Raw genomic sequence first — 22,069 nt, 5'->3', positions numbered from 1 at the left:
GTTCTACTTTCACACAACTATGATGTGTCAAAATTAAATAGCGATATAAGCGCTACTAAGTATTTATTGTTAAAAATGTTGAAATAACAAATACTAATTATATTTTTTTTGTAATTATATATAAAATCTTTTCACAAATTAACAAAAATGCGTTAAACTATCATAGATATTAAATACAAATACGGAGTGTGGCTTATGGTTTCTCAAAACAAAAAATTACTAATAATTACTGGATCTTTTGGTAATGGACATTTACAAGTTACAAATAGTATTGTGAACCAATTTGCTGAAATGAATTTAGATCATTTAAATGTGATAGAACACGATTTATTTCTAGAAGCTCACCCTATTATGACGTCTATCGCTAAACATTGGTATATTAATAGTTTTAAACATTTTAGAAACATGTATAAGTTCTTCTATTATAGTAGACCAGAACAAATCGACAAATGTTTTTATAAATACTATGGTTTAAATAAATTATTAAATTTACTCATAAAAGAAAAGCCTGACTTAATTTTGTTAACTTTTCCAACACCTGTTGTTTCTGTGTTAACTGAGCAATTTAATTTAAATATACCAATAGCTACTGTCATGACTGATTACAGACTTCATAAAAACTGGGTTACGCCATACTCCAATCGATATTATGTAGCAACTGAAGACTTGAAAGAAGAATTCAAATCAATCGGTGTAGAGAACGAAGCTATTAAAGTCACTGGTATCCCAATTTCTAAGCAATTTGAAGAACCAGTAGACCGTTACCATTGGTTAACGAAACATAAATTAGATCCTAATAAGAAAGTCATTCTAATGAGTGCAGGTGCATTTGGTGTTTCTTCTGGTTTTGCAAGCATGATTAACAAAATTGATATTCATGCAAAAGACTCACAAGTTGTTATGATTTGTGGTAATAACAAATCTTTGAAGAGCGAATTAACGCAACACTTTAAGAACAATAAGAATGTCTTAATTTTAGGATATACGAATAATATGAATGAATGGATGGCTGCAAGCCAGCTGATGATTACAAAACCAGGTGGCATTACAATTTCAGAAGCCTTCTCTAGAAAAGTACCATTAATATTCTTAAATCCAGCACCAGGTCAAGAATTAGAAAATGCTGAATACTTTGCATTAAAAGGTTATGGAAAAGTTGCAAATACACCAGAAGAAGCAACAAAACTCGTTATTTCAATAGTAAATCAACCTAATGAACTAAAGAAAATGACAAATCTATTAGAAGAAAACTATATTAAAAAACCGACCGAAACGATTTGTAATGATTTACTTTCATTACTTAGCGACTCATTATCTTATAATGAAGTATACGGAAAGGTTCCAATGTATGCCAAATATTTCATCAGGTAAATCATTTTATAAAAAAGATTTCTGGATAATGCTCGTTATATTGTTCATGATGGAATTTGCTAGAGGTATGTATATATTAAGTTATTTACCAATCTTACCAACAACCACTGCAAAAGTGACTGTTGGTATTACTTCTTTAGCAATATCATTACACTTTATAAGTGATGCATTAACCAATTTCGTTATCGGTTTTCTTCTAAAACGGTTCGGTCCAACCATCATATTAACTTCTGGTTTTGTATTAGCATTTTCCAGTCTTGCGTTAATTATATTTATCCCTTCACCCGTTGTATTTATTCTAAGTGCGATATTATTAGGTATTGCAGTTAGTCCTATATGGGTTATTATGTTATCGAGTGTTGCTGAAGAATCTCGTGGTAAGCAAATGGGATATGTATACTTTAGCTGGTTAGTCGGTATGCTATCGGGTATGATTTTCATGAATTTACTGTTTAAATTACACCCAACACGATTTACATTCATGATGTCATTATGTGTGCTAATCGCATGGATATTGTTCTATTTTGTAAAGGTACAATTAACAAATTATGAAGATAAATCAATTAAGAAACAGTTCAAAGAAATTGTGTTTGTAACAAGACGACATTTATTACTATTCCCTGGTATTTTTCTACAAGGATCTGCAATAGGCATGCTTGTTCCAATATTACCAACATATGCCACTAAACATATGGGTGTTAGTACACTAGAATATACGATTATGCTTATTGTAGGTGGTGTAGGATGTACGATATCTATGTTATTCTTTTCAAAATTAATGGACAAATATGCTAAAATTTTCACACATGTCATTATATTCTTTGGATTTTTTGCATATAGTTCATTTATATTTGGATTAACAATATTAACGCAACTAACAATTGTATTAATCATTGCATTGGTAATTGGTACCATTTACGGTCTATTGTTACCCGCATGGAATACATTCATGGCAAGTCACATTCATAGTGATATTCAAGAAGAAACTTGGGGTGTATTCAACAGCGTTCAAGGTTTTGGAACGATGATTGGTCCATTAATTGGTGGTCTGATTTCTGAAATATTCCGGGATGTATACTACACAATTTATGGTTCTAGTTTGATATTTCTATTCTTAGCAATATTTTACGGTTCATACTTTGTCATAACTCACAAAAAGAAAAAAGCATAAATAAAATCTCCTCATTCATTATAAATTAACAAATGAATGAGGAGATTTTTTCTTTAAATATTAAGTTATGCTTGTAAATTATTAAAAACTTGTGCCATTTTTTCAGCATCACTTTCTGAGAAGCATAACTCTAAATTCTCTTGTGATTCTGTAGAATGTCCAGTGAACCACCACTATCAGCATGAATATTCTCAAAACTATGTTCATATATTGTAAAAGGTATGCTTTGTTGCTGTAATAATAGACCTAACATGAGTCCTCCTGGCCCGCCACCAATAATAGAAATATGATTAACGTTACTTTTCTTCATTATTAAACCTTCTCAACTAAACTTTTAATTTTCTTCTTGAAAACTTTCTAATTTACTTCTTGTTTCTTTAATTAATTCCTGAAATGCTTTATACTTCTCCTCATCTTTCATAGCACTTTGACCGGCAATCATAAATAGCTTGAATAGTTCTTGGATATCATTTCTTGATTTTTTTAGTTTATCCATATCCATATTTTTAAAATGTTCCATACGTTTGCTAAAATCATCATTATCTATATTATCTGCTAAAAATTGTCGTCCTTCTTCAGTAACTGTATAAACTTTCTTATTTCCTTCTTTTATTATTGATACAAAATCACGGTCTTCTAACATTTGTAATATTGGATATACACTTCCTGGACTTGGTGAATAAAATCCTTTGAATTGTGATTCTAAATCTTTAATAATTTGATACCCATGTTTAGGCTCATCAAGTAATAACTTCAAAATTATATATTGCAAGTTACCCTTTTTAAAGAACCTGTCCTTACCACGAGAAGTACCAAACATCTTATCACGACCATCAAAACTTCTACCAAATCCACCACCTTCATGTTGCATCATTGCTTGTATTCTTTCATGTCTACTTCTATTTAACATAATTAATCTCCTTTTATTTTCGATATATCGATATTATAGGCGATATATCGAAAAGAGTCAAACGATATATCGTTATATATAAAATATAGTATTATATCATTGTAAATTACATGCTTTCTGATCTTAAAAAAATAAAAAAACTACCAACAAAGCCTAAGCTCTTGTTGGTAGTTCAATATCATTTAACCTAATGTATATGAAGCTGCTTCAGACCAAGTTTCGTCTTCATTTTGCTTCATTAATTTAATCGTATCAATTGTTTCAGAATGATCGACACCGGCCAATTTAACTTGACCATAAATATCTTCAAATTCCTGACTAGACAAACCTTGTGCAATTGTAAAATGCGGTACAAATGGATGTGTACTTTCACCATAAAAATCTCCGCTATTAAACTCATTATAAAGTGCTTCTAATTCATCAGTCTTTGTAACTTTAAAATAAATAACATTTTTAGTTGGGGCAAAGCTTGAAGCTTTTGAAACTTGAATACTAACTGGTTCATGTTTCTTAGCTGTTTCTTCTAATTTAGATTTGACTTCCTCTAATTTGTCATCTTCGATGTCAAATCTTTCTTTGATTGTAATATGTGGACCAATTAACGCATAGTGTTTATCATATCTTTTACGATATGCATTTACTGCTTCCTGAAATGGTTTAGATGGAATGAGTACGATGCCTAGTTTCATTTGATACTTCCTCCTTTGTTTTTCTTCAATACTATTATATCAAATTTTTCTGATTTTGCTGACTTAAAAAATATCTTAGCATATCTTCTAATTTTGGTTTCCATGTTTTCCATGTATGTCCGCCATCTAGTTCTTCAAAATCATATGTCACGTCAGATGATTTTAATATTTCGCTAAATTCTCTATTAGGTGTAAGGAAATCTGCCATATCACCACTTATTAATTTGAAATGATCTTCTTCTTTACCGATATAATGTTTAATATTCAGTAGTTCTTTAGACGTACAGTCTTCAAACGCCTCTATTACTGTATCGTTTATCATAGGACTAAATAATGCGAGTTGGCTAAAATGGTGAGGGTATTTTAACCCTGTTAACAATGATATACTCGCTGCTAAGCTATCACCTGCTAAAATCCTAGCATTTCCAACTTTCAATGTTGAATAATTGCCATCTATATATGGTATCAATTCTTTAACAACAAACTGCGACATTTCTTTTCTTCTTGAACCATCTGGATGGAATTCAGTTCTGCGACCTTCTACATCTTCATAGTGTACGCCCACTATAATAGCTCTTTCTAATTGTTCTGTAGATCGTAACTTCTCGTAAGCTCGATGTATTTGTCCAAATTGGAAGAAATCACGGCCATCAAATGCTATCACAACGTGATGCTTATATAAATCCGTATATTCTTTCGGTAAATATATTGAGATTGTCACTTCCCTTGTTAAAAATTTACTTTCTAGTTTTACTTGATCAACAAGTCCTATTTTTTTATCCATAAATAACGCTCCCAACTATACATATAACACTATTGTACAGTAGAGAGCGCATATTTGAAAGCGTTTCATATTGGTCGTTTATTATTCTTCTATATTATATTCTTTTAATCGTTTTGGATAATCTTCATGCCAGAATGTAGCAGTTGGCACTTCATTTGGATCTGGTTTATATATTGCATATTGGCCAGAGCCTTTTGCTTTCTTCTGTCTTTCAAAGTCTTTCAATGCTTTTAATGCTGGTTTATGTAATATCCATATTGCTATGATATTTAACCAAGCCATTAACCCAACACCTAAATCCCCCATCATCCATGCAAGATCTGCTGTTTTTAACGTTCCATAAACAGTTGCTAGAACAAGTGCAATTCTTACAACATTTATCCATATCTTCTGACCCCGTCCAGGGAATATATAACTGACGTTTGTTTCAGCTATATAATAATATGCCAAAATTGTTGTAAATGCGAAGAAGAACAATGCAAATGCAATGAAGTATGAACCAAATCCAGAGAACTCTGGAGAGAATGTATAATCGCCACCTGAAAATGCTTTGTCAATACCAGCTTGAGCGTACATAGCGGTTCCACTTACATCCTTACTTCCATCTGCTGCTTCTACATAAATTCCGTTGTCTTTAATTAAATGAGGTGTACCATCACTATTCGTTGTTCCATCTGTTGTATTAAATGTACCTGACATAAGAATCATTAATGCCGTAGCAGTACAAACAAATAATGTATCAACATATACAGAGAATGCCTGAACTAAACCTTGTTTAGCTGGATGTGATACTTCAGCTGCTGCTGCCGCGTGAGGACCAGTACCTTGACCAGCCTCATTTGAATAAAGTCCACGTTTCACACCAATTTCAATCATCGCACCTATGATACCACCAAACGCTGCTTCTGCACCAAATGCTGATTTGAAAATCATAGAAATCAGTGCAGGTACTTCACTAATGTTTAAACAAATAATAACTACTGCTAGACCTATGTATATAATGGCCATGAATGGGACGACAGCTGTCGCAACATTCGCGATAGATTTAATACCACCAAATATAATTAGGATAAGTAATAATGCTAATACAATCGCAATGACCCATTGATTAACGCCAAATGCATTTTTCATCGATGATGCAATAGCGTTTGATTGAACACCTGGTAACAATAAACCAACTGACAAAATCGTAACTAAGGCAAATATAATTGCATAGATTTTACCAACTTTTCCTTTAATACCTGCTTCAATATAGTATGCTGGTCCCCCTCGATACTGACCTTTAATTTCTCTTTTATAAATTTGCCCTAGCGTAGACTCAATAAATGCTGAACTCGCACCTAAGAATGCTGTCGCCCACATCCAGAATACAGCACCCGGACCACCGATGAATATTGCAGTAGAAACCCCTACAATATTACCCGTACCTACACGTCCAGCTAAAGACACTGCAATTGCTTGAAATGAGGAAATACCAGTTGGTGATTTTTCTCCTTGGAACATCAACCGAATCATTTCTTTAAAGTGTCTAACTTGGAAAAACCTCATTAAGAGTGAAAATAGAATTCCCGTTATTAACAAGCCATATACAAGCGGTTTACTCCAAACTAAATCATTCACAAAGCTAACAAATGCTTCCATTATTAATCTCCCCTTTTTTGTAAGCAATTGAGATAAATTTAAATTCAGAAGATTTCGAATTAATCTCTTTTTGATTATACCATGTATAAAAACACAATCAATATTTTTTTATAAAGATAAAATCATCATTTTGTAAGCGTTTACTTTGTTGTATTAATAACATATACAAAAATCATCCAAACAATTCTCCTTTACATAGTATTCATAATTAATTAATAATTATTCTAATCCGCACAACTTAAATTATTCCTTCAAGTAAATACTTCCATTAATCCATTGTTAAATTTCGCTTTTCAATATAATATATAGACATAAGAAAATTACAAGGAGGTCTTCTTTTGTTAAACAAAGCTTGGTTCCGAACAGGAATCGCTATACTCCTAACATTTCTTATCATTAAGGTATTTATAGAAATCAATCATATATTCTATCCAATTATAATAATCGTGCAATCTATACTATTGCCATTATTATTAGGTGGTTTCTTATTTTATATTTGTTTACCTTTCCAGAAAATGTTAGAAAAACGAAAAATCCCAAGATGGGGTAGTATTTCTATAATTGTTGTAGCTTTGATATTAGTAATATCTATTTTCATTTCAATCGTAGCACCAGTACTAACCGATCAAATTAATAATTTAATTAAAAATTCTCCTTATATTCAAAGAGAATTTCAACATGCTGTTGATTACGCACTACAACAAAGAGATAGACTACCTGAAAACATTTCACAAAAAATCAATGACTCAATCTCGAGTATCAGTGGAATTATGACTAACATGTTATCAAACATGTTTAGCTATATATCTTCTATCGTTTCCACTTTATTCTTGTTGATTTTAGTGCCGTTCTTCTTGATCTATATGTTAAAAGATCACGAAAAATTTATACCTTTTATTGCAAAACCATTTAAAGGACGTACAAAATGGTTTGTCGTTAATTTATTTAAAGATATAAACCACACTCTACAATCTTATATACAAGGACAAGTTACAGTCAGCCTTATATTGGGTGTACTCTTATACCTAGGTTATACGCTTGTTGGTTTAGACTATGCGCTACTATTAGCATTGTTAGCCCTTATAACAAACATGATTCCATTCTTAGGACCATGGCTGGCATTTCTTCCGGCGGCAATCATTGCACTTATACAAGATCCTATGATGCTTGTTTGGGTAAGTATTATAACTTTAATTTGCCAACAACTAGAAGGAAATGTTATTACGCCAAATGTTATGGGTAAATCTTTAAACGTTCACCCGTTAACGATTATTACAGTTATTTTAGCAGCAGGGAATTTAGGAGGCTTCGTTGCTATACTAGTCGCCGTTCCTACTTATGCCGTTATTAAAACGATTGTTAGAAATGTATATACACATAGGCAATCCATAAGTTCAACTGCTTCAAGAACAGTAGCAGATGATCCACGAACAGATAACAATCTTAAATAAAACAACTAAATTGAGTTTTTGACATAAATCGTCCATTCTCAAATTCAGAGAGCTAATCCATAATTTACGGATTAGCTCTCTTTTCTTTATTGTATTTTGCTAGATTCGTCAGTCTTGCCATTTAGACCTCTATTATTTTGCTAGATTCAATAATCTTGCCACTTAGACCTTTCCTATTTTGCTAGATTACTCAATCTTGCCACTTAGACCTTTCCTATTTTGCTAGATTCGTCAGTCTTGCCATTTAGACCTCTATTATTTTGCTAGATTCGTCAGTCTTGCCATTTAGACCTCTACTATTTTGCTAGATTACTCAATCTTGCCACTTAGACCTTTCCTATTTTGCTAGATTCGTCAGTCTTGCCATTTAGACCTTTCCTATTTTGCTAGATTACTCAATCTTGCTTCTTAGCGTGTATCAATTCCACTATCTCCTGAATCGTCTGCGTTATCTTCTTCAAATATAAAAAAACCTGGAACAAATTTGTCCCAGGCACAACTTTATTTGATATTCTATTACCTTACTACGTGATAACCAGAGTCAACATGAATGTTCTCTCCAGTTACACCACTTGAATAATCACTTAATAAGTAAGCTGCTGTCTTACCTACTTCTATAATGTCGACGTTTCGTTTTAATGGTGAACGTTCTTCAATTTCTTTAAGGATTGTATTGAATTCTCCAACACCTTTAGCACTTAATGTACGAATAGGACCTGCTGAAATAGCATTCACTCGTATATTATCTTCACCTAAATCACGTGCTAAATATTTAACATTAGCTTCTAAACTTGCTTTAGCAACACCCATAACATTATAGTTAGGGACCGCAAATTCTCCACCTAAATAAGTCGTCGCAACAATACTACCGCCATTCGTCATTAATTTTTTAGCTTCTCTTGCTACAATAGTTAATGAATATGAACTAATATCTTGTGCTAATAAGAAACCTTCGCGAGATGTATCTACAAATCTTCCTCTTAAATCTTCCATGTTAGCAAATGCTATTGAATGATAAACACCATCTATTTGGCCAAATTTTTCTCCAATTTGTTTAAACGCGTTTATAACATGTTCATCTTCTTGAACATCACATTCAAATAAATGTACTTCATCTTGATTTTTAAGTTCATCGAATAATTTTTCAATTTGTTTCTTACTGCGTTCTTTACGATATGTAAATATAATTTTAGCGCCTAATTCATCTAACACTTGTGCTACACCAAAACCTATACTTCTCTTGTTTGCAATACCCATAATTACATATGTCTTACCTTGTAAATTAAACATTCATTTAACTCCTTTAATATATATATTAAACTTTATATTCTCTCGTAATGATACCACTGGTCATACCACCTGACAAGAAATAAAGCAAGACATCCCACAAAAGTATAAATAACTTTTTATGTCGAGATGACTTGCTTTTATAAATTGATTAATATCGAAATTTAAACTAATTCCATATCTTGTTTCAACTGTGATACATATTCTTTTGAACCTGTAACTATTAACTTATCTCCGTATTGCAATTCTGTATCACCATGTGGAACGATAGAATCCACGCCTCTAATAATACGAACAAATATAATGTCCCCAGCAAATGGGAATGATCGTAACAACACGTTATGATAAGCATGGTTTTTCATTTCAATTTCATATAATGAAGTTTCAACATTACTTAATAAATTAAGCATATTTGGTGATTCAATCAGTCCTTTAAGCAGTATCTTGTTACTTAAGAAACTACTAAAGAATTCGATATTCTTACCACTGAGTTCTTCATCATTTGTAATACTTTCTTGTTTACATATGATACGTTTAACACCATGTTTATGTGCCATTAAAGCAACTTCTTTATTGATAATATCATCGTTAGCTGAACATACAATGATATCAGAATTGAATAAGCCTAATTTCTCTAATTCTTCTTCTCTATATTCATCTAATTCATTTGTTTTGATTGTTTTATCTAAACTTCGATTATCTGATAGGTCTTTCCTGAAATACATAGTTGTTTGGTAAATATTCGAATGAATACTTTGTGCCACTGGAATTGATAATTGGTTTTTTCCAATAAAACTCACTTTCACAACTTTCTTAATTTCTTCAGGAATTGGGAATAACTTTTTAAATACGATTGGAACAACAACGCATGTAATAACAGCACTCAGAATAAGAATACCGGATATTTCTGGGCTTATTGTACCCAATTGCTCTGCGATTTTAGCTGCTGCAATGACAAGCGATAACGTTGACGTTAATAAAAATGATGACGCAATTGTCGTCTTCTTGTCATACCATTTTCCAATAAAACTGATTGGTATAATTTTAGAAATTAAAAATGCAATAAATAATAACGGTATAATAATCAATAAACTTGGTTCCTTCACAAGTGCAGGTATATTTAAATTAACACCCACCATTATAAAGAATATTGGAATGAAGAATCCGTAACCGAATGAATCTAACTTTTCAACCATATCTTGATTCGGTCCAAGTAACGATACGATAACACCCGCTAAAAATGCACCGAGAATATTTTCAGCTCCAACACCTTCAGCTAACGCAACAAGTAATATAATTAAAGCAAATACTGCTCTAATACCGATTTGCGTCGTACCAGAAGTTAACTTTTGTAAAAATGATGAACGCTTGAATAAGCCACCCATAATGTAGAAAATAATACTAAATACAACTAGAATAGCAATTAACCATAATGGTGAATCACCTTTAGCATAAAGCGTACCGTAAACTGTTAATAACAGCATTGTTGATAAATCTGCTACTACTGCTACGAGTAATATAAATTGTCCAATACTCGTATGCATAATATTCATTTCTTTAAGCGTTGGTACGACTACACCAAGACTTATAGTTGAAATAATAATTACCATTAATAATACATCATCAACTAAACCAGTCCATTTAAATATAAATGCTAATAGAATAGACAATACCATAATCATTGAAAATACAACGGTTGTTAAATAAATATTACTTGGGATATGCTTTTCATTTTCATCGGTTACTTTTTTAGTTTTGAACGCCGTAAAATCAATTTCCAATCCACTTAAGAACATTAAGAATATAAAACCAAGAGTAGATAAAGTGGATAACCAAGCGTCTTCTTTAACTAAACCAAATAATGAATCACCTATAATAACACCCATAATAATTTCAGCAACAACAACTGGTAAGAATGATATCTTAAGTCTATTTATAAGGATTGGTGTTAAAAACGCTGCAATAACGACTACTACAAGCGATGTAAAATTCGAATGTTCCATATTTTTCTCCTTATACTAAATAAGACATAAATGCTGTTGCAAGACTAAAGTAAATCAACATACTAACAATGTCATTTATTGTCGTAATGAATGGTCCACTCGCAACTGCTGGGTCAATGTTCATTTTATTCATAAACATTGGAATAACGGATCCCATTAAAGTACCAACAGTCATTGCTATTGTTAAACTCACTGAAACAATTGCTGCTAAAATTGGTTCTTGATATAAAACAATAATGATAACAAATAAACTTAACGCACAACATAATCCTGTTAATAAACCTGAACCGGATTCTCTTAAAGCTAACTTAAGTTTACTTTGCTCATCTATTTCTCCTGTAGAAATATTACGTACAGAAACGGCCAATGATTGCGTTCCTGAATTACCACTCATACCACTTATGATTGGAATGAATGCTGCGAGTAACGCAACTTGAGATAATGTATCTTCAAATTGTCCTAAGATTGATGCTGTTATCATCCCCAAAACAGTAAGAATCAATAGCCATGGCAAACGTTTCATTGCTGTTTGGATAACCGTATCATTAGTAGAGTCGATGTCTGATACACCGGCTAATTTAGAGTAGTCTTCACTTGCTTCTTCATCCATAACATCTAAAATATCATCGATTGTAATAATACCTAATATATGATCTTGATAGTCAATAACAGGCAAAGCAATCAAGTCATAATCTCTCATTGTTTGAGCAACATCTTCTTGGTCATCCGCTACATTTGAGCTGATGACACGCTCACTCATAATTTCTTCTACATATGCATCAATTTCTGCTACGATTAAATCTCTTAAAGATATAACGCCAACTAGTTTTTTATTTTCATCTACTACAAAGATGACGTAGATCGTCTCTGCCTGTGGCGCTTGTTCTTTGACATAAAACATTGCTTCTTTAACTGACATCGTTGAATATACAGAAATATATTCAGTTGTCATAATACCGCCGGCAGTATCCTCTTCATAATGTAATAATGCTTTAATTTCTTGAGCATCTTCCCGATTCATAAGTGTGAGTAACGTGACTACTTTATTTTTAGATAATACATTCAGAATATCTACTGCATTATCATAAGACATGTCACTTAACATTTCACTTGCATAATTGGCATTCATATTTTGAAATATTTCATCGTATTCTTCATCATCAAGTTCCGTTGTTTCGAAGAAATCCGCTACCTCAGTTGGAGAGAGAAATTGATATATTTTTTGTTTGAATTCATCGTCACATATTTCAAAGTACTCCCCTTGATCATATGTATGCATACTTAAAAATTCATCACGAAATTGATCAATATCGCCCTCTGTTAATAATGCGTCTAATTTTTCTTTATCAAACGCTTCATCTTCTATATATTGTTCGTTATTTTCGTTAACCAACTATGCCACCTCCTCCAAAAATACAATTCATTATAGCATATCTACTTGCTATAAGTGGTAATGTAAATCATCCTTAATCAAAATATTTTCTTTAGTTATAGGATGACAAAAATCTACAATATAACATTGTAATAATTGATGTTTATATTGATTGTTTACCTTGCCATAAAGACTATCCCCTAATATTGGATACCCAATATGTGCAAGATGAACTCTAATTTGATGTGTTCTTCCTGTTAATAATTGTAGCTTTAACAACGAATGCGTTTCGTTTGAATCCAATAATTCATAATTTGTTTGAGCAAATTTACCTTCTGTAGAAACTATCCGTTCAATGATTGAATGTGGCGACCTGCCAATTGGCTCAATAATTTGGCCGTTTTGTCGTTTTAATACACCACAAACAACTGCTAAATAATATTTCTTTATTTCAATTTGAGATAACATGTGGTGAATCAATTGATGTTTAGTAAATATAATAATACCACTTGTACCACGATCTAAACGTGTAACAATATGTGGAATTGTTTTTTCGTTATTTTTTTGCATGTAAAACAATACCGCTTCGACTAAACTGTGATGTGGATGATCTCTTGAAGGTGCAGTACTTACTAAAGGTGGTTTTGAAATGATGATTAACCATTCATCCTCAAATAATATGTTGAGATCCATTTCGAAGGGTTCTAAATATGCACTTGGTACTTCGTCTGGTAAATACACTTTAATAACATCATGTTGTCGCAAAATTTTCCTTACTGTAACAGGCTGTTCATTAACTAATAAAGCGCCATTCTGTTTAATGGCGCTCAAACTTTTTCTGGAAATGCCTTGCTCATATAAGAATGTCTTGAGAACTATTGATTCATTCGCAATATATTTAAGAAGTTTCATCACTATTCCTCATTCGAAATAAACGAATCATGTACCCTCTTCCAAAATGGAAACGGTCTAAATCTAGCGAATCTGACTTTTTCATTCGCAACGCGATACTGTATCGACTCAATATTCTTATGTTTAACATTTACGTGATCAATCGTTACTTGTAAAGTATCATGATTAACAGGATGAATATGGCACACATGATGTTTTGGTAATACTAAAGGAGAACCTACCGTCCTGAACACACGATTATTGATTGAGGCAATTTCTGCAATTTGCATCGCTTCTAAAGACGGATGAATTAATGCGCCACCTAAAGCTTTATTATATGCAGTTGATCCAGAAGGTGTTGAAACACATAGTCCATCACCTCTAAATCTTTCAAACTGCTCTCCACGTAATACTAAGTCCGCAACTAAAGTCGCACCATTATCTGTTTTGATAGTAGCTTCATTTAATGCTAAGTATCTCGTTTCATAACCACCTTTTTTATAGCGGATTATCACTTCTAACAGTGGATACTCTATCACTTGATAAGTTGAATTGTTAATTTCGATGATTAATTTTTCAACTTCATGTGGCAACCAATCCGCATAGAAGCCTAAATGTCCGGTATGTACACCTACAAAACTCACTTTGCCTAGCATATGGCTATATTGATGAAAAGCTTGCAATAAAGTTCCATCTCCACCAACAGAAATCACGATATCGGGTGATTCTTCATCTTCAATCATATTGAAATCATTCATATGGTTTTTCATTTTGTACATCAATGCATTAGACTTAGAATCGCCTTTAGATAAAATATTATATTTCATAGATTTACCCCCTTAATCGTGATTATGTTTATTACTCTTTTGTCGTGAATAATACTTTTGAGCTTCTTGTATTTCTTCGCGTATTTCAGACATTTCTTCATCAAGTAAAAAAGCTGCCTCTGCTGCTCTTTCAAGTCTATTTCTTATCTCTGGAGGATAATCACCATCATATTTATATCTTAACGTATGCTCTATCGTTGCCCAAAAGTTCATGGCTAACGTCCTAATTTGGATTTCAGCAAGAATATTCGTTTTTCCATGTAATGTTTCAATTGGATAACTAATAATGACATGATAAGAACGATAACCGCTCTCTTTCGTATATTCTATGTAGTTCCGCTCTTCTACAACATCAAAATCTTGTCGCTGTCTCAATAATTCCACAACAACATCGATATCATCAACAAATTGACACATCATTCTTAAACCTGCGATATCATACATTTCTTCTCTCAATCGATCAAAAGGTATGTCACGTTGGTTTGCCTTATCGATAATACTTGATATTGGTTTTACTCGACCTGTAACAAATTCAATTGGTGAAGGTTTGTCTATAGATTCATATTGTTTACGTAACCCCTTCAATTTAATCTTTAATTCATCAATTGCTTGTTTATAAGGTGCCAAAAATTCTTCCCATTGATTCATAGCCATCACTCCGCTTTATTTAATTCAAAGGCTTCTTCTACTGAAGCAACAAACTCCTTACCGTAATTGTGATTATCTGCGATGTTATCTAACAAAAATTCCATTTCTTCTTTAAATGAAGTTAACACTAAATGGTCATTAACAATTATTTCTTTATCAAAATTTTCATGCAACATTGTCCACGTTTCTTCGACAAATAATAAATAATTATAATTTTCACCACTATCTAACATATATACGAAAGCATGATTGTCACTATCAACAATCATATGTTCTGTAGGATTCATACCTTCAGTTGTTTCGTCTGTATAACACTTTACTTGATTATCATCTACTTTTATTTCATTAACATAAATACGCATTGCTGTTCCTCCTATTTCACTTCATTTTAACACATTTTAATTTAAACAATCATAACGTGAGCATTTTTTTATCTAATTACTTGTTTTACCATTTATCTTCTATAATAATAGTGAAAAAGGATGTGTTAAATAACATGGCAGAAGAATTAGAAATAGAATTTAAAAACTTACTCACTCATGACGAATATTTTTCAATCAAACAATATTATTTTAAACAAAAAGCGCCTTTTAAACAAACAAATTACTATATAGATACATACAATCAAGACATTATTTCTAAGAAAATGGCACTTAGAATTCGTGAAAAACACCATCAATATGAAATGACTTTGAAGATTCCTCAAAAAATCGGCTTACTCGAAATAAATGAACCAATTGACTCCTTACCAAAATTAGGAGAAAAATTATGTATAGATATGTTACCGCCTAGTATTAGCGAAGCATTAAACAAACATCATATAGTATTAAACGATTTAGTATTATTAGGTAGTTTAACAACTTATAGACTAGAACAAAAGCTCGATACAGGATTACTCGTGCTTGATCATAGTATTTATTTAAATGAAGAAGATTTTGAATTAGAATTTGAAGTTTCCGATTTTGATAAAGGGGAAATTGATTTTTCTAGTATATTAGAAAATCTAAATATTGAGAGAAGAATACCTGCCAATAAAGTTAAACGGTTCTTCGATGCAGCAAAGAAATCAAATTAACACCGACATCACTACAAGTCGAAATACTTTTAAATATCTAGGAACATGTTATATTAATATTATCAATAATCTAATAAGCGAGAAAAGGTGAAAGTATGACTCCATATGAAGCAATTGACCCCGATGATTTATACGATATGATTGATCACTTCTATTTCTTAGTTGAAAAAGATAATCGAATCAATCATCTTTTCCCTGGTGACTTTGCAGAGACAAGTCGTAAACAAAAACAATTTCTTACACAGTTTTTGGGTGGTCCCTCATTATATACGGACGAACATGGACATCCAATGTTACGTCAACGTCATATACCTTTCACAATCACGACTAATGAAAGAGATGCATGGTTAGAAAATATGCTTAAAGCTCTTACATCATCTCGATTAGATAAAGACATACAAGAATATTTATTTGAAAGACTCAAGCTAACTGCAAATCACATGGTTAACGCTTAATATAGTTGAAGGTGGATAATATGGCCGATGAATTAAGATTAATCCATGCTAATGAACAAAATAATATAGATTTAACACCCGTCAGCAAAATCGAAATATATTCATTTTTCGATCCATTTTGTGAAGACTGTTTTAATCTATCAACAACATTAGCAAAGTTAAAAATAGAATATCAAAAATACGTCAAAATACGTCAAATATTGAATCCCTCACTTAAAGTTTTAACAAAGTGTCAGGCACAAAGTACATGTGAATTTGATAATGTAGCATTAGCTTTTAAAGCTGCAGAACTTCAAGGTCATAATAGGGCGACAAGGTTTTTAAATCTTATTCAGAATGAAATCATACCTAAAGATAAGATTATTACTGTCGAACTCATTCGGAAATGCGCTTATAAGTCAGGATTAGATTTATCAGTATTTATTAAAGACTTAAAAGAACAGTCTTTAACTGACAGTTTAAAAACCGACTTACACATATCTAGAGAAATGGATATTAATATGACACCTTCACTTGTATTCTTTAATGAAGATATACATTCTGAAGGACTTAAAGTAGAAGGATTATATCCTTATCACATTTATACCTATATTATTCAAGAATTGATTGGGACAGAAGTAGAAAAACAACTTCCCCCTAAATTACTTGAATATATTCAATCTCAAAGTCTAATTTCCGAACAAGAAATTGCAACCATTTATGAATGGCCAGAGAAAATCGTGAAGCGAGAACTTAAAAAATTACAACTCCAAGGATACATTGAACCACAAGATTCTGTACACGGTAATTTTTGGAAACATAAAAAGTAAATAATGTATAACTAAAAACGCCGATCTGAGTATTTAACTAAACTCAGATCGGCGTTTTTTGTGAAAATATTAATTACCCACACTCTTCAAATAGATAACTTTTGGGATGTTAACTTTAAAACTAAATAAAAAAACACCGTGTCTGATTACACGGTGTTTTAAACAAAGGGGATGGGAGAAATTTTTCACTTCAAACAAAGGGGTATGTTTGTTATGTGATTAATTTCATGTATAAAATATAACATGGTCGTACAATGAAATTCAACAAAAAACATCTTATTTTTTCATTTGTCACATACTTGTCATATTGAAAACGTGTACATTTGTTTAATTGTTTTTCACAAGTTTTTCAAACGCATTTAATTTCTCTTCGAACACTTCCATAGCCTCTTCTATTGGTTGTTTAGACGTCATATCGACACCTGCTTTTTTCAATACTTCAATAGGATAATCTGAACTGCCCGCCTTTAAGAATTCGTTAATATATCTTTCAACAGCAGGTGCGCCTTCATCCAATATTTGTTTACTTAACGCTTGAGCAGCACTATAACCTGTCGCGTACTGATAAACATAGAAATTATAGTAGAAATGAGGAATACGAGACCATTCTTTAGCGATATTTTCATCAGTTACGACTGAATCACCAAAATATTTTCTATTTAAATCAGCATATTCTTTATTTAATCTATCTGCAGTTAAAGGTTCTCCACCTTCTACAATTTGGTGAATTAAATGTTCAAATTCAGCAAACATTGTTTGTCTAAATAAGGTAGCTCTAAATCGTTCTAATTCTTGATTCAGTAAATATTTACGTTTTTCAGGATCTTCTAAATTCTTATCCATATATTCACTTAATAACGCTTCGTTAGTCGTAGATGCAACTTCTGCAACGAAAATTGAATAATCACTTTCATTAGATGATTGATGTTTACGACTAAAGTAACTATGTGCAGAATGTCCAAATTCATGAATAAGTGTAAATAAATCAGAGATAGAATCAGTCCAATTTAATAAGATAAATGGATTAGTTAAGTGTGCGCCTGAAGAATAGCCTCCAGAACGCTTACCTTTGTTCTCATACACATCAACCCATCTATTATTCAAGCCTTCTTCTACTACATCTGTATATTCCTTACCCATTGGTTGTAATGCTTTGACCATCCAATCTTTAGCCTCTTCATAAGGCATTTCAAATGAAGAGTTTTTAACTAAAGGTGTGTACATATCATACATATGCATTTCATCTAATCCAAGTAACTCTTTTCTTAATTCAGTATATCGATGTAACAAAGGTAGATATTTGTGTACTGTTTTAATCAAATTGTCATAGACTTCTTCAGGAATAAAGTTATTTGATAATGCTTGTTCTCTAGCTGATTTATATTGACGTACTTTTGAGCTAAATATTGCAGCCTTAACTTTACCATTTAAAGTTGCTGTTAAAGTATTATTATGACTACCATAAGCTTTATAAACGTTGTCGTAAGCTGATTTTCTTAATATACGATCTTCAGATTCTAACAATTTAGTATATGTACCTTGTGTTAATTCATGTTTATTACCATCTTTATCAACTGCTTGTTCAAATTCTAAGTCTGCATTATTAAACATTCCAAATACATTACTTGGCGTTTGTAATGCTTCACCCGCTTCAGCAAGAATCTTTTCTTCTTTATCACTTAATATATGCGGACGCTTTTTATTTAATTTTTCAATATCAAATTGATATCTTTGTAAATCTTTATTTGATTTCACAAATTCATTTAATGTTTCTTCATCAATCGACATTAATTCTGGTAATATAAAGCTCCATGCACTCGCAAATTTATTAGCCAAAGTAGCTGCTTGAGCTTCATAACCTACATATTTATCGTTAGCAGTATCTTGATCGTGTTTTAGATGAGCGTAAACATAAACCTTCCCAAGTTTCTCATCAATTTCGCTATCAAGTAACAGTGCTTGATATAACGTGTCAGAACTGTCTTTCAAATGTCCTTTAAATTGTTGTTCTTTACCTAAATATGTTTCTAATTCCTTAAATGCTTTTTCATATTCCTCATCTGAAGAGAAAATGGTTGTTAGATCCCATGTATACTCTTCAACTTGTTCTTCTCTTGTAATTAAACTTGCCATATTGAAATCCTCCTTTAAAATATTATTATTATTTTCTCATTATTTGCTAATTTTTGCACGTGATATAAACTTTACTTGTATAATTTTTAAATATGAATGAATGGCTTTCTTAAGCACGCATTCTCTTGAATAGCTGTTATTATAAAATGTTCTAAATTTAATAAACTCAAGACATCTTTCAAATGAAAAAGTTCCATTTTTAATTTCAAAAAACACATAACTTTGCCATGTTATGCAATGCGTTAAGATATAGATCTGTTCTGGAACGATAATGCCAATTATGTCGAGACGTTCTTTATGAATTAAACCAGATTGATATAGCAAAGATAATGTCGGTTCTAATACACTTCTATTCTTTCTACATTTTCTTATATATTGATAATATTCACAATCGTTTAGAAATAAAGAAGGAATTTCTCGAATATTGGTTATTTCCAGTAAATCTCGCCATACAATTTGTTCTTTATTCGCTAGAAATTTATGTTGGTCAATAACTTGTACATCCTTGTATCTTATTAAACACTTCGTTGTCGGATTATATGTAATAAACGTTCTATCCTCATGATTAATTAATGCTGCTTGAAAAATCGTTAAATATAGCATGCCATCATGATAGTGAGCATTCTTACCTATCCATATGACTTGTAAATTTAATGATTTGAACCCTTCAGTTCTACTAATTAATAAATCAAGGTTTATCGGTGAAAATTGAAATTCAATGACAATCTTCTTGTTTATTAAAATATCAGGAATTTGATCAATCTCTGATAGATAATATTCCATATCAACTTGTATTAGTCCATTTAAACTCTTATAAATATCGTGCTTAGATGATAAATGATCAATCGATTCCCTCTTGTAACGATTTCTGATACATAAACTAGATGACTTGTGCGCAAAATGTGCAGTTGTATGTTTTCCTTTCTTAATAATTAATTCGGATAAACATTCTGGACATCTATATAAATCATCAATCTTTGCATGTTGTGCATACACAAGTTCATTGTATTGATTTAACCCCATTAACATAAAAACACCTCTTTACTTAAATAAACGTAAAGAGGTGTTAAAATTACTTATTTAATTCTTAGGTTCAAAATATCTCGTTACTTGACCCATTACATTATAACTCATAACTACTTTTGCATAATCATCTAGATACAATTTAGATACTTGAGTTGGATTTGCATATTCAAGTAATTGTCCATAAAAATCGTTAATAATATCTTCATTATCTATTTGATCAAATTGAACATAATAATAATATTTGTTATCTAGCATATATAGTAAGTCAGTAAATACAATGTCTTTATGTTCATTATAATGTGCATATTCAATAATATCTTCTAACTCTTCAAAGCGAACTAACAAGCCAATATCTTTAGGTACAAATTGGTTTTGTTCTTCTTTGTTTTCTTTCAAAAGTTCTTCGATATTCTGGTCAGAATCGAGTGCTTGAGATAAGAAATCATTGACTTGATATTCTAAGTGTTCATTCGATTCTTCATCAGTCATGTTCATTAGCTCATCACCTTTAGATTTGGAAACAGTTACTTCTACACCTTTCTCAAATGCATGTACTTGAATCCATAATGGACCTTCAACTACAAATTCTTCTTCGTCATTAATTTCATCCATCATTGACCAGAAAAACTCTTCGCCTCTCTTACGGTTAGTCCATAAATCTTCACGTTTAAAACCACGTGCTTCAATATCTTGATAAGTTATAAATAATTTTACGGTTGTTTCATCAATTCGTTCTATTCTCATAATGTCACACTCCCTTACTCTAGGAATAGTACGTCTATTGTATTATAAACATATGGATTTTAACAGTAATTTGTTTTAACAACTTGTTTTAATTTTTATATACAAAAACAGCTCCTGAAAACAGGAGCTTAAACTTTAATATTAGATTAATTAGTCAACCATACGTTGTGCTTCTAATAATTGGAATGTACGCACTTTGCGTGGTAAGAAACGACGAATTTCATCTTCGTTATATCCAACTTGTAAACGTTTGTCATCTAATATAATTGGACGACGTAATAAACCTGGATTATCTTGAATTATTGTATATAGTTCTTGTAGAGGAAGTGCATCGATGTCTACATTTAATTTTTGATAAGTTTTAGAACGAGTTGAAATAATTTCGTCTGTTCCATCTTCTGTCATTTTTAAAATTGATTTAATTTCATCTAATGTTAAATGTTCTGAAAAAATATTACGCTCCGTATACGGAATGTCATGTTCTTGTAACCATGCTTTCGCTTTACGGCAAGATGTGCAACTTGGTGAAGTAAATAATGTTACCATACATCTCACTCTCCTAATTGAAAATTATTTATGTTAAACTTCAGTGAACTTATAAGAATAAACACTCTTATGTAAGTTATTCCCTATATAGCACTAGGTTAAACATATTTTGCTCACTTCGTTTAATCTTTATCTTTGCTATATATACATTATATTATTCGAAGATTAAAATTAAATGAGAAATTTCTAATAATTCATTAAAAAGCATATAAATTATTGATTAATATAGTGTAAAT

At 31.4% G+C, this 22,069-nt stretch carries 22 protein-coding genes; 6 read left to right on the top strand and 16 right to left on the bottom strand.

Going from position 1 to position 22,069, the window contains the following annotated elements; all coding sequences use genetic code 11:
• Positions 1–195 precede the first annotated feature (195 nt).
• The gene (locus tag CD111_RS05310) at positions 196–1,371 is read left to right on the top strand and encodes a diglucosyl diacylglycerol synthase (protein ID WP_095088830.1); all 1,176 of its coding nucleotides are present in this window, start codon (positions 196–198) and stop codon (positions 1,369–1,371) included.
• Positions 1,349–2,542 (top strand): lipoteichoic acid biosynthesis MFS flippase LtaA, encoded by a 1,194-nt coding sequence (ltaA, locus tag CD111_RS05305; RefSeq protein WP_095088832.1) that lies wholly within the window; start codon positions 1,349–1,351, stop codon positions 2,540–2,542. The genes CD111_RS05310 and ltaA overlap by 23 nt, the downstream gene beginning before the upstream one ends.
• A 130-nt stretch (positions 2,543–2,672) precedes the next feature.
• Here ltaA and CD111_RS05300 read toward each other — a convergent pair whose 3' ends face one another.
• The 5 genes from CD111_RS05300 to CD111_RS05280 all read right to left on the bottom strand — a co-directional run bounded on the left by CD111_RS05300 (position 2,673) and on the right by CD111_RS05280 (position 6,566).
• Positions 2,673–2,852, bottom strand: a complete 180-nt coding sequence (locus tag CD111_RS05300) for a hypothetical protein (protein ID WP_188350486.1) — start codon at positions 2,850–2,852, stop codon at positions 2,673–2,675.
• 24 nt (positions 2,853–2,876) lie between these two features.
• Positions 2,877–3,452 carry a PadR family transcriptional regulator gene (locus tag CD111_RS05295; protein WP_095088834.1) on the bottom strand — a complete coding sequence of 192 codons (576 nt, stop codon included), beginning with the start codon at positions 3,450–3,452 and terminating at the stop codon, positions 2,877–2,879.
• Between the two features lie 182 nt (positions 3,453–3,634).
• Positions 3,635–4,141 carry a YjcG family protein gene (locus CD111_RS05290; protein ID WP_095088836.1) on the bottom strand — a complete coding sequence of 169 codons (507 nt, stop codon included), beginning with the start codon at positions 4,139–4,141 and terminating at the stop codon, positions 3,635–3,637.
• Positions 4,142–4,175: 34 nt separating this feature from the next.
• Positions 4,176–4,925 (bottom strand): alpha/beta hydrolase, encoded by a 750-nt coding sequence (locus CD111_RS05285; RefSeq protein WP_095088838.1) that lies wholly within the window; start codon positions 4,923–4,925, stop codon positions 4,176–4,178.
• Positions 4,926–5,006: 81 nt separating this feature from the next.
• Positions 5,007–6,566, bottom strand: a complete 1,560-nt coding sequence (locus CD111_RS05280) for an alanine/glycine:cation symporter family protein (protein ID WP_371868681.1) — start codon at positions 6,564–6,566, stop codon at positions 5,007–5,009.
• Positions 6,567–6,904: 338 nt separating this feature from the next.
• On the opposite strand from CD111_RS05280, the gene CD111_RS05275 reads away from it, so the two are divergent.
• A complete protein-coding gene (locus CD111_RS05275) occupies positions 6,905–8,017 on the top strand; it encodes an AI-2E family transporter (RefSeq protein ID WP_095088840.1) in 1,113 nt (370 codons plus the stop codon).
• A gap of 516 nt (positions 8,018–8,533) precedes the next feature.
• Here CD111_RS05275 and fabI read toward each other — a convergent pair.
• The 7 genes from fabI to CD111_RS05240 all read right to left on the bottom strand — a co-directional run bounded on the left by fabI (position 8,534) and on the right by CD111_RS05240 (position 15,407).
• Positions 8,534–9,307, bottom strand: a complete 774-nt coding sequence (gene fabI, locus CD111_RS05270) for an enoyl-ACP reductase FabI (RefSeq protein ID WP_095088842.1) — start codon at positions 9,305–9,307, stop codon at positions 8,534–8,536.
• A 161-nt stretch (positions 9,308–9,468) separates the two neighbouring features.
• A complete protein-coding gene (locus tag CD111_RS05265) occupies positions 9,469–11,307 on the bottom strand; it encodes a monovalent cation:proton antiporter family protein (RefSeq protein WP_095088844.1) in 1,839 nt (612 codons plus the stop codon).
• A 10-nt stretch (positions 11,308–11,317) separates the two neighbouring features.
• Entirely contained in the window at positions 11,318–12,700 is a 1,383-nt protein-coding gene (gene mgtE, locus CD111_RS05260; RefSeq protein ID WP_095088846.1) for a magnesium transporter, read from the bottom strand.
• 48 nt (positions 12,701–12,748) lie between these two features.
• Complete coding sequence (locus tag CD111_RS05255; RefSeq protein WP_095088848.1) at positions 12,749–13,591, bottom strand: RluA family pseudouridine synthase; 843 nt, start codon at positions 13,589–13,591, stop codon at positions 12,749–12,751.
• A 2-nt stretch (positions 13,592–13,593) separates the two neighbouring features.
• Complete coding sequence (locus CD111_RS05250; RefSeq protein ID WP_095088850.1) at positions 13,594–14,397, bottom strand: NAD kinase; 804 nt, start codon at positions 14,395–14,397, stop codon at positions 13,594–13,596.
• A 12-nt stretch (positions 14,398–14,409) separates the two neighbouring features.
• Positions 14,410–15,045, bottom strand: coding sequence for a GTP diphosphokinase (gene yjbM, locus CD111_RS05245; protein WP_095088851.1), 636 nt, complete (start codon positions 15,043–15,045; stop codon positions 14,410–14,412).
• A 5-nt stretch (positions 15,046–15,050) separates the two neighbouring features.
• The gene (locus CD111_RS05240; RefSeq protein ID WP_095088853.1) at positions 15,051–15,407 is read right to left on the bottom strand and encodes a UPF0738 family protein; all 357 of its coding nucleotides are present in this window, start codon (positions 15,405–15,407) and stop codon (positions 15,051–15,053) included.
• Between the two features lie 134 nt (positions 15,408–15,541).
• Between CD111_RS05240 and CD111_RS05235 the strand changes: the two genes are divergently transcribed.
• The 3 genes from CD111_RS05235 (at position 15,542) to CD111_RS05225 (ending at position 17,384) form a co-directional block, all read left to right on the top strand.
• Complete coding sequence (locus tag CD111_RS05235) at positions 15,542–16,120, top strand: CYTH domain-containing protein (protein WP_095088855.1); 579 nt, start codon at positions 15,542–15,544, stop codon at positions 16,118–16,120.
• A 95-nt stretch (positions 16,121–16,215) separates the two neighbouring features.
• On the top strand, positions 16,216–16,575 hold the full coding sequence (locus tag CD111_RS05230) for a globin domain-containing protein (protein WP_095088857.1): 360 nt from the start codon (positions 16,216–16,218) through the stop codon (positions 16,573–16,575).
• 20 nt (positions 16,576–16,595) lie between these two features.
• The gene (locus CD111_RS05225; protein ID WP_095088859.1) at positions 16,596–17,384 is read left to right on the top strand and encodes a DsbA family protein; all 789 of its coding nucleotides are present in this window, start codon (positions 16,596–16,598) and stop codon (positions 17,382–17,384) included.
• Between the two features lie 327 nt (positions 17,385–17,711).
• Here the strand turns inward: CD111_RS05225 and pepF are convergent, their stop codons facing one another.
• The 4 genes from pepF to spxA all read right to left on the bottom strand — a co-directional run bounded on the left by pepF (position 17,712) and on the right by spxA (position 21,833).
• The gene (pepF, locus tag CD111_RS05220; protein ID WP_095088861.1) at positions 17,712–19,517 is read right to left on the bottom strand and encodes an oligoendopeptidase F; all 1,806 of its coding nucleotides are present in this window, start codon (positions 19,515–19,517) and stop codon (positions 17,712–17,714) included.
• Between the two features lie 39 nt (positions 19,518–19,556).
• Positions 19,557–20,546, bottom strand: a complete 990-nt coding sequence (locus CD111_RS05215; protein WP_095088863.1) for a competence protein CoiA — start codon at positions 20,544–20,546, stop codon at positions 19,557–19,559.
• A 51-nt stretch (positions 20,547–20,597) separates the two neighbouring features.
• Positions 20,598–21,287 carry an adaptor protein MecA gene (mecA, locus tag CD111_RS05210; RefSeq protein WP_095088865.1) on the bottom strand — a complete coding sequence of 230 codons (690 nt, stop codon included), beginning with the start codon at positions 21,285–21,287 and terminating at the stop codon, positions 20,598–20,600.
• Positions 21,288–21,437: 150 nt separating this feature from the next.
• Positions 21,438–21,833 carry a transcriptional regulator SpxA gene (gene spxA / locus CD111_RS05205; protein WP_016999380.1) on the bottom strand — a complete coding sequence of 132 codons (396 nt, stop codon included), beginning with the start codon at positions 21,831–21,833 and terminating at the stop codon, positions 21,438–21,440.
• Between the last annotated feature and the right edge of the window lie 236 nt (positions 21,834–22,069).

Source organism: Mammaliicoccus stepanovicii, from assembly GCF_002902525.1.
Classification (GTDB): domain Bacteria; phylum Bacillota; class Bacilli; order Staphylococcales; family Staphylococcaceae; genus Mammaliicoccus; species Mammaliicoccus stepanovicii.
Note: the sequence above shows the minus strand (reverse complement) of the source record. Positions and strands in the feature narration are given on the sequence as shown.

What these genes read in the sequence shown, in the direction of transcription:
- CD111_RS05310 (WP_095088830.1), top strand. Translation starts at nt 196, where the DNA reads ATGGTTTCTCAAAACAAAAAATTACTAATAATTACTGGATCTTTTGGT.
- ltaA (WP_095088832.1), top strand. Translation starts at nt 1,349, where the DNA reads ATGCCAAATATTTCATCAGGTAAATCATTTTATAAAAAAGATTTCTGG.
- CD111_RS05300 (WP_188350486.1), bottom strand. Translation starts at nt 2,852, where the DNA reads ATGAAGAAAAGTAACGTTAATCATATTTCTATTATTGGTGGCGGGCCA.
- CD111_RS05295 (WP_095088834.1), bottom strand. Translation starts at nt 3,452, where the DNA reads ATGTTAAATAGAAGTAGACATGAAAGAATACAAGCAATGATGCAACAT.
- CD111_RS05290 (WP_095088836.1), bottom strand. Translation starts at nt 4,141, where the DNA reads ATGAAACTAGGCATCGTACTCATTCCATCTAAACCATTTCAGGAAGCA.
- CD111_RS05285 (WP_095088838.1), bottom strand. Translation starts at nt 4,925, where the DNA reads ATGGATAAAAAAATAGGACTTGTTGATCAAGTAAAACTAGAAAGTAAA.
- CD111_RS05280 (WP_371868681.1), bottom strand. Translation starts at nt 6,566, where the DNA reads ATGGAAGCATTTGTTAGCTTTGTGAATGATTTAGTTTGGAGTAAACCG.
- fabI (WP_095088842.1), bottom strand. Translation starts at nt 9,307, where the DNA reads ATGTTTAATTTACAAGGTAAGACATATGTAATTATGGGTATTGCAAAC.
- CD111_RS05265 (WP_095088844.1), bottom strand. Translation starts at nt 11,307, where the DNA reads ATGGAACATTCGAATTTTACATCGCTTGTAGTAGTCGTTATTGCAGCG.
- CD111_RS05255 (WP_095088848.1), bottom strand. Translation starts at nt 13,591, where the DNA reads ATGAAACTTCTTAAATATATTGCGAATGAATCAATAGTTCTCAAGACA.
- CD111_RS05250 (WP_095088850.1), bottom strand. Translation starts at nt 14,397, where the DNA reads ATGAAATATAATATTTTATCTAAAGGCGATTCTAAGTCTAATGCATTG.
- yjbM (WP_095088851.1), bottom strand. Translation starts at nt 15,045, where the DNA reads ATGAATCAATGGGAAGAATTTTTGGCACCTTATAAACAAGCAATTGAT.
- CD111_RS05240 (WP_095088853.1), bottom strand. Translation starts at nt 15,407, where the DNA reads ATGCGTATTTATGTTAATGAAATAAAAGTAGATGATAATCAAGTAAAG.
- CD111_RS05235 (WP_095088855.1), top strand. Translation starts at nt 15,542, where the DNA reads ATGGCAGAAGAATTAGAAATAGAATTTAAAAACTTACTCACTCATGAC.
- CD111_RS05230 (WP_095088857.1), top strand. Translation starts at nt 16,216, where the DNA reads ATGACTCCATATGAAGCAATTGACCCCGATGATTTATACGATATGATT.
- CD111_RS05225 (WP_095088859.1), top strand. Translation starts at nt 16,596, where the DNA reads ATGGCCGATGAATTAAGATTAATCCATGCTAATGAACAAAATAATATA.
- pepF (WP_095088861.1), bottom strand. Translation starts at nt 19,517, where the DNA reads ATGGCAAGTTTAATTACAAGAGAAGAACAAGTTGAAGAGTATACATGG.
- CD111_RS05215 (WP_095088863.1), bottom strand. Translation starts at nt 20,546, where the DNA reads ATGTTAATGGGGTTAAATCAATACAATGAACTTGTGTATGCACAACAT.
- mecA (WP_095088865.1), bottom strand. Translation starts at nt 21,287, where the DNA reads ATGAGAATAGAACGAATTGATGAAACAACCGTAAAATTATTTATAACT.
- spxA (WP_016999380.1), bottom strand. Translation starts at nt 21,833, where the DNA reads ATGGTAACATTATTTACTTCACCAAGTTGCACATCTTGCCGTAAAGCG.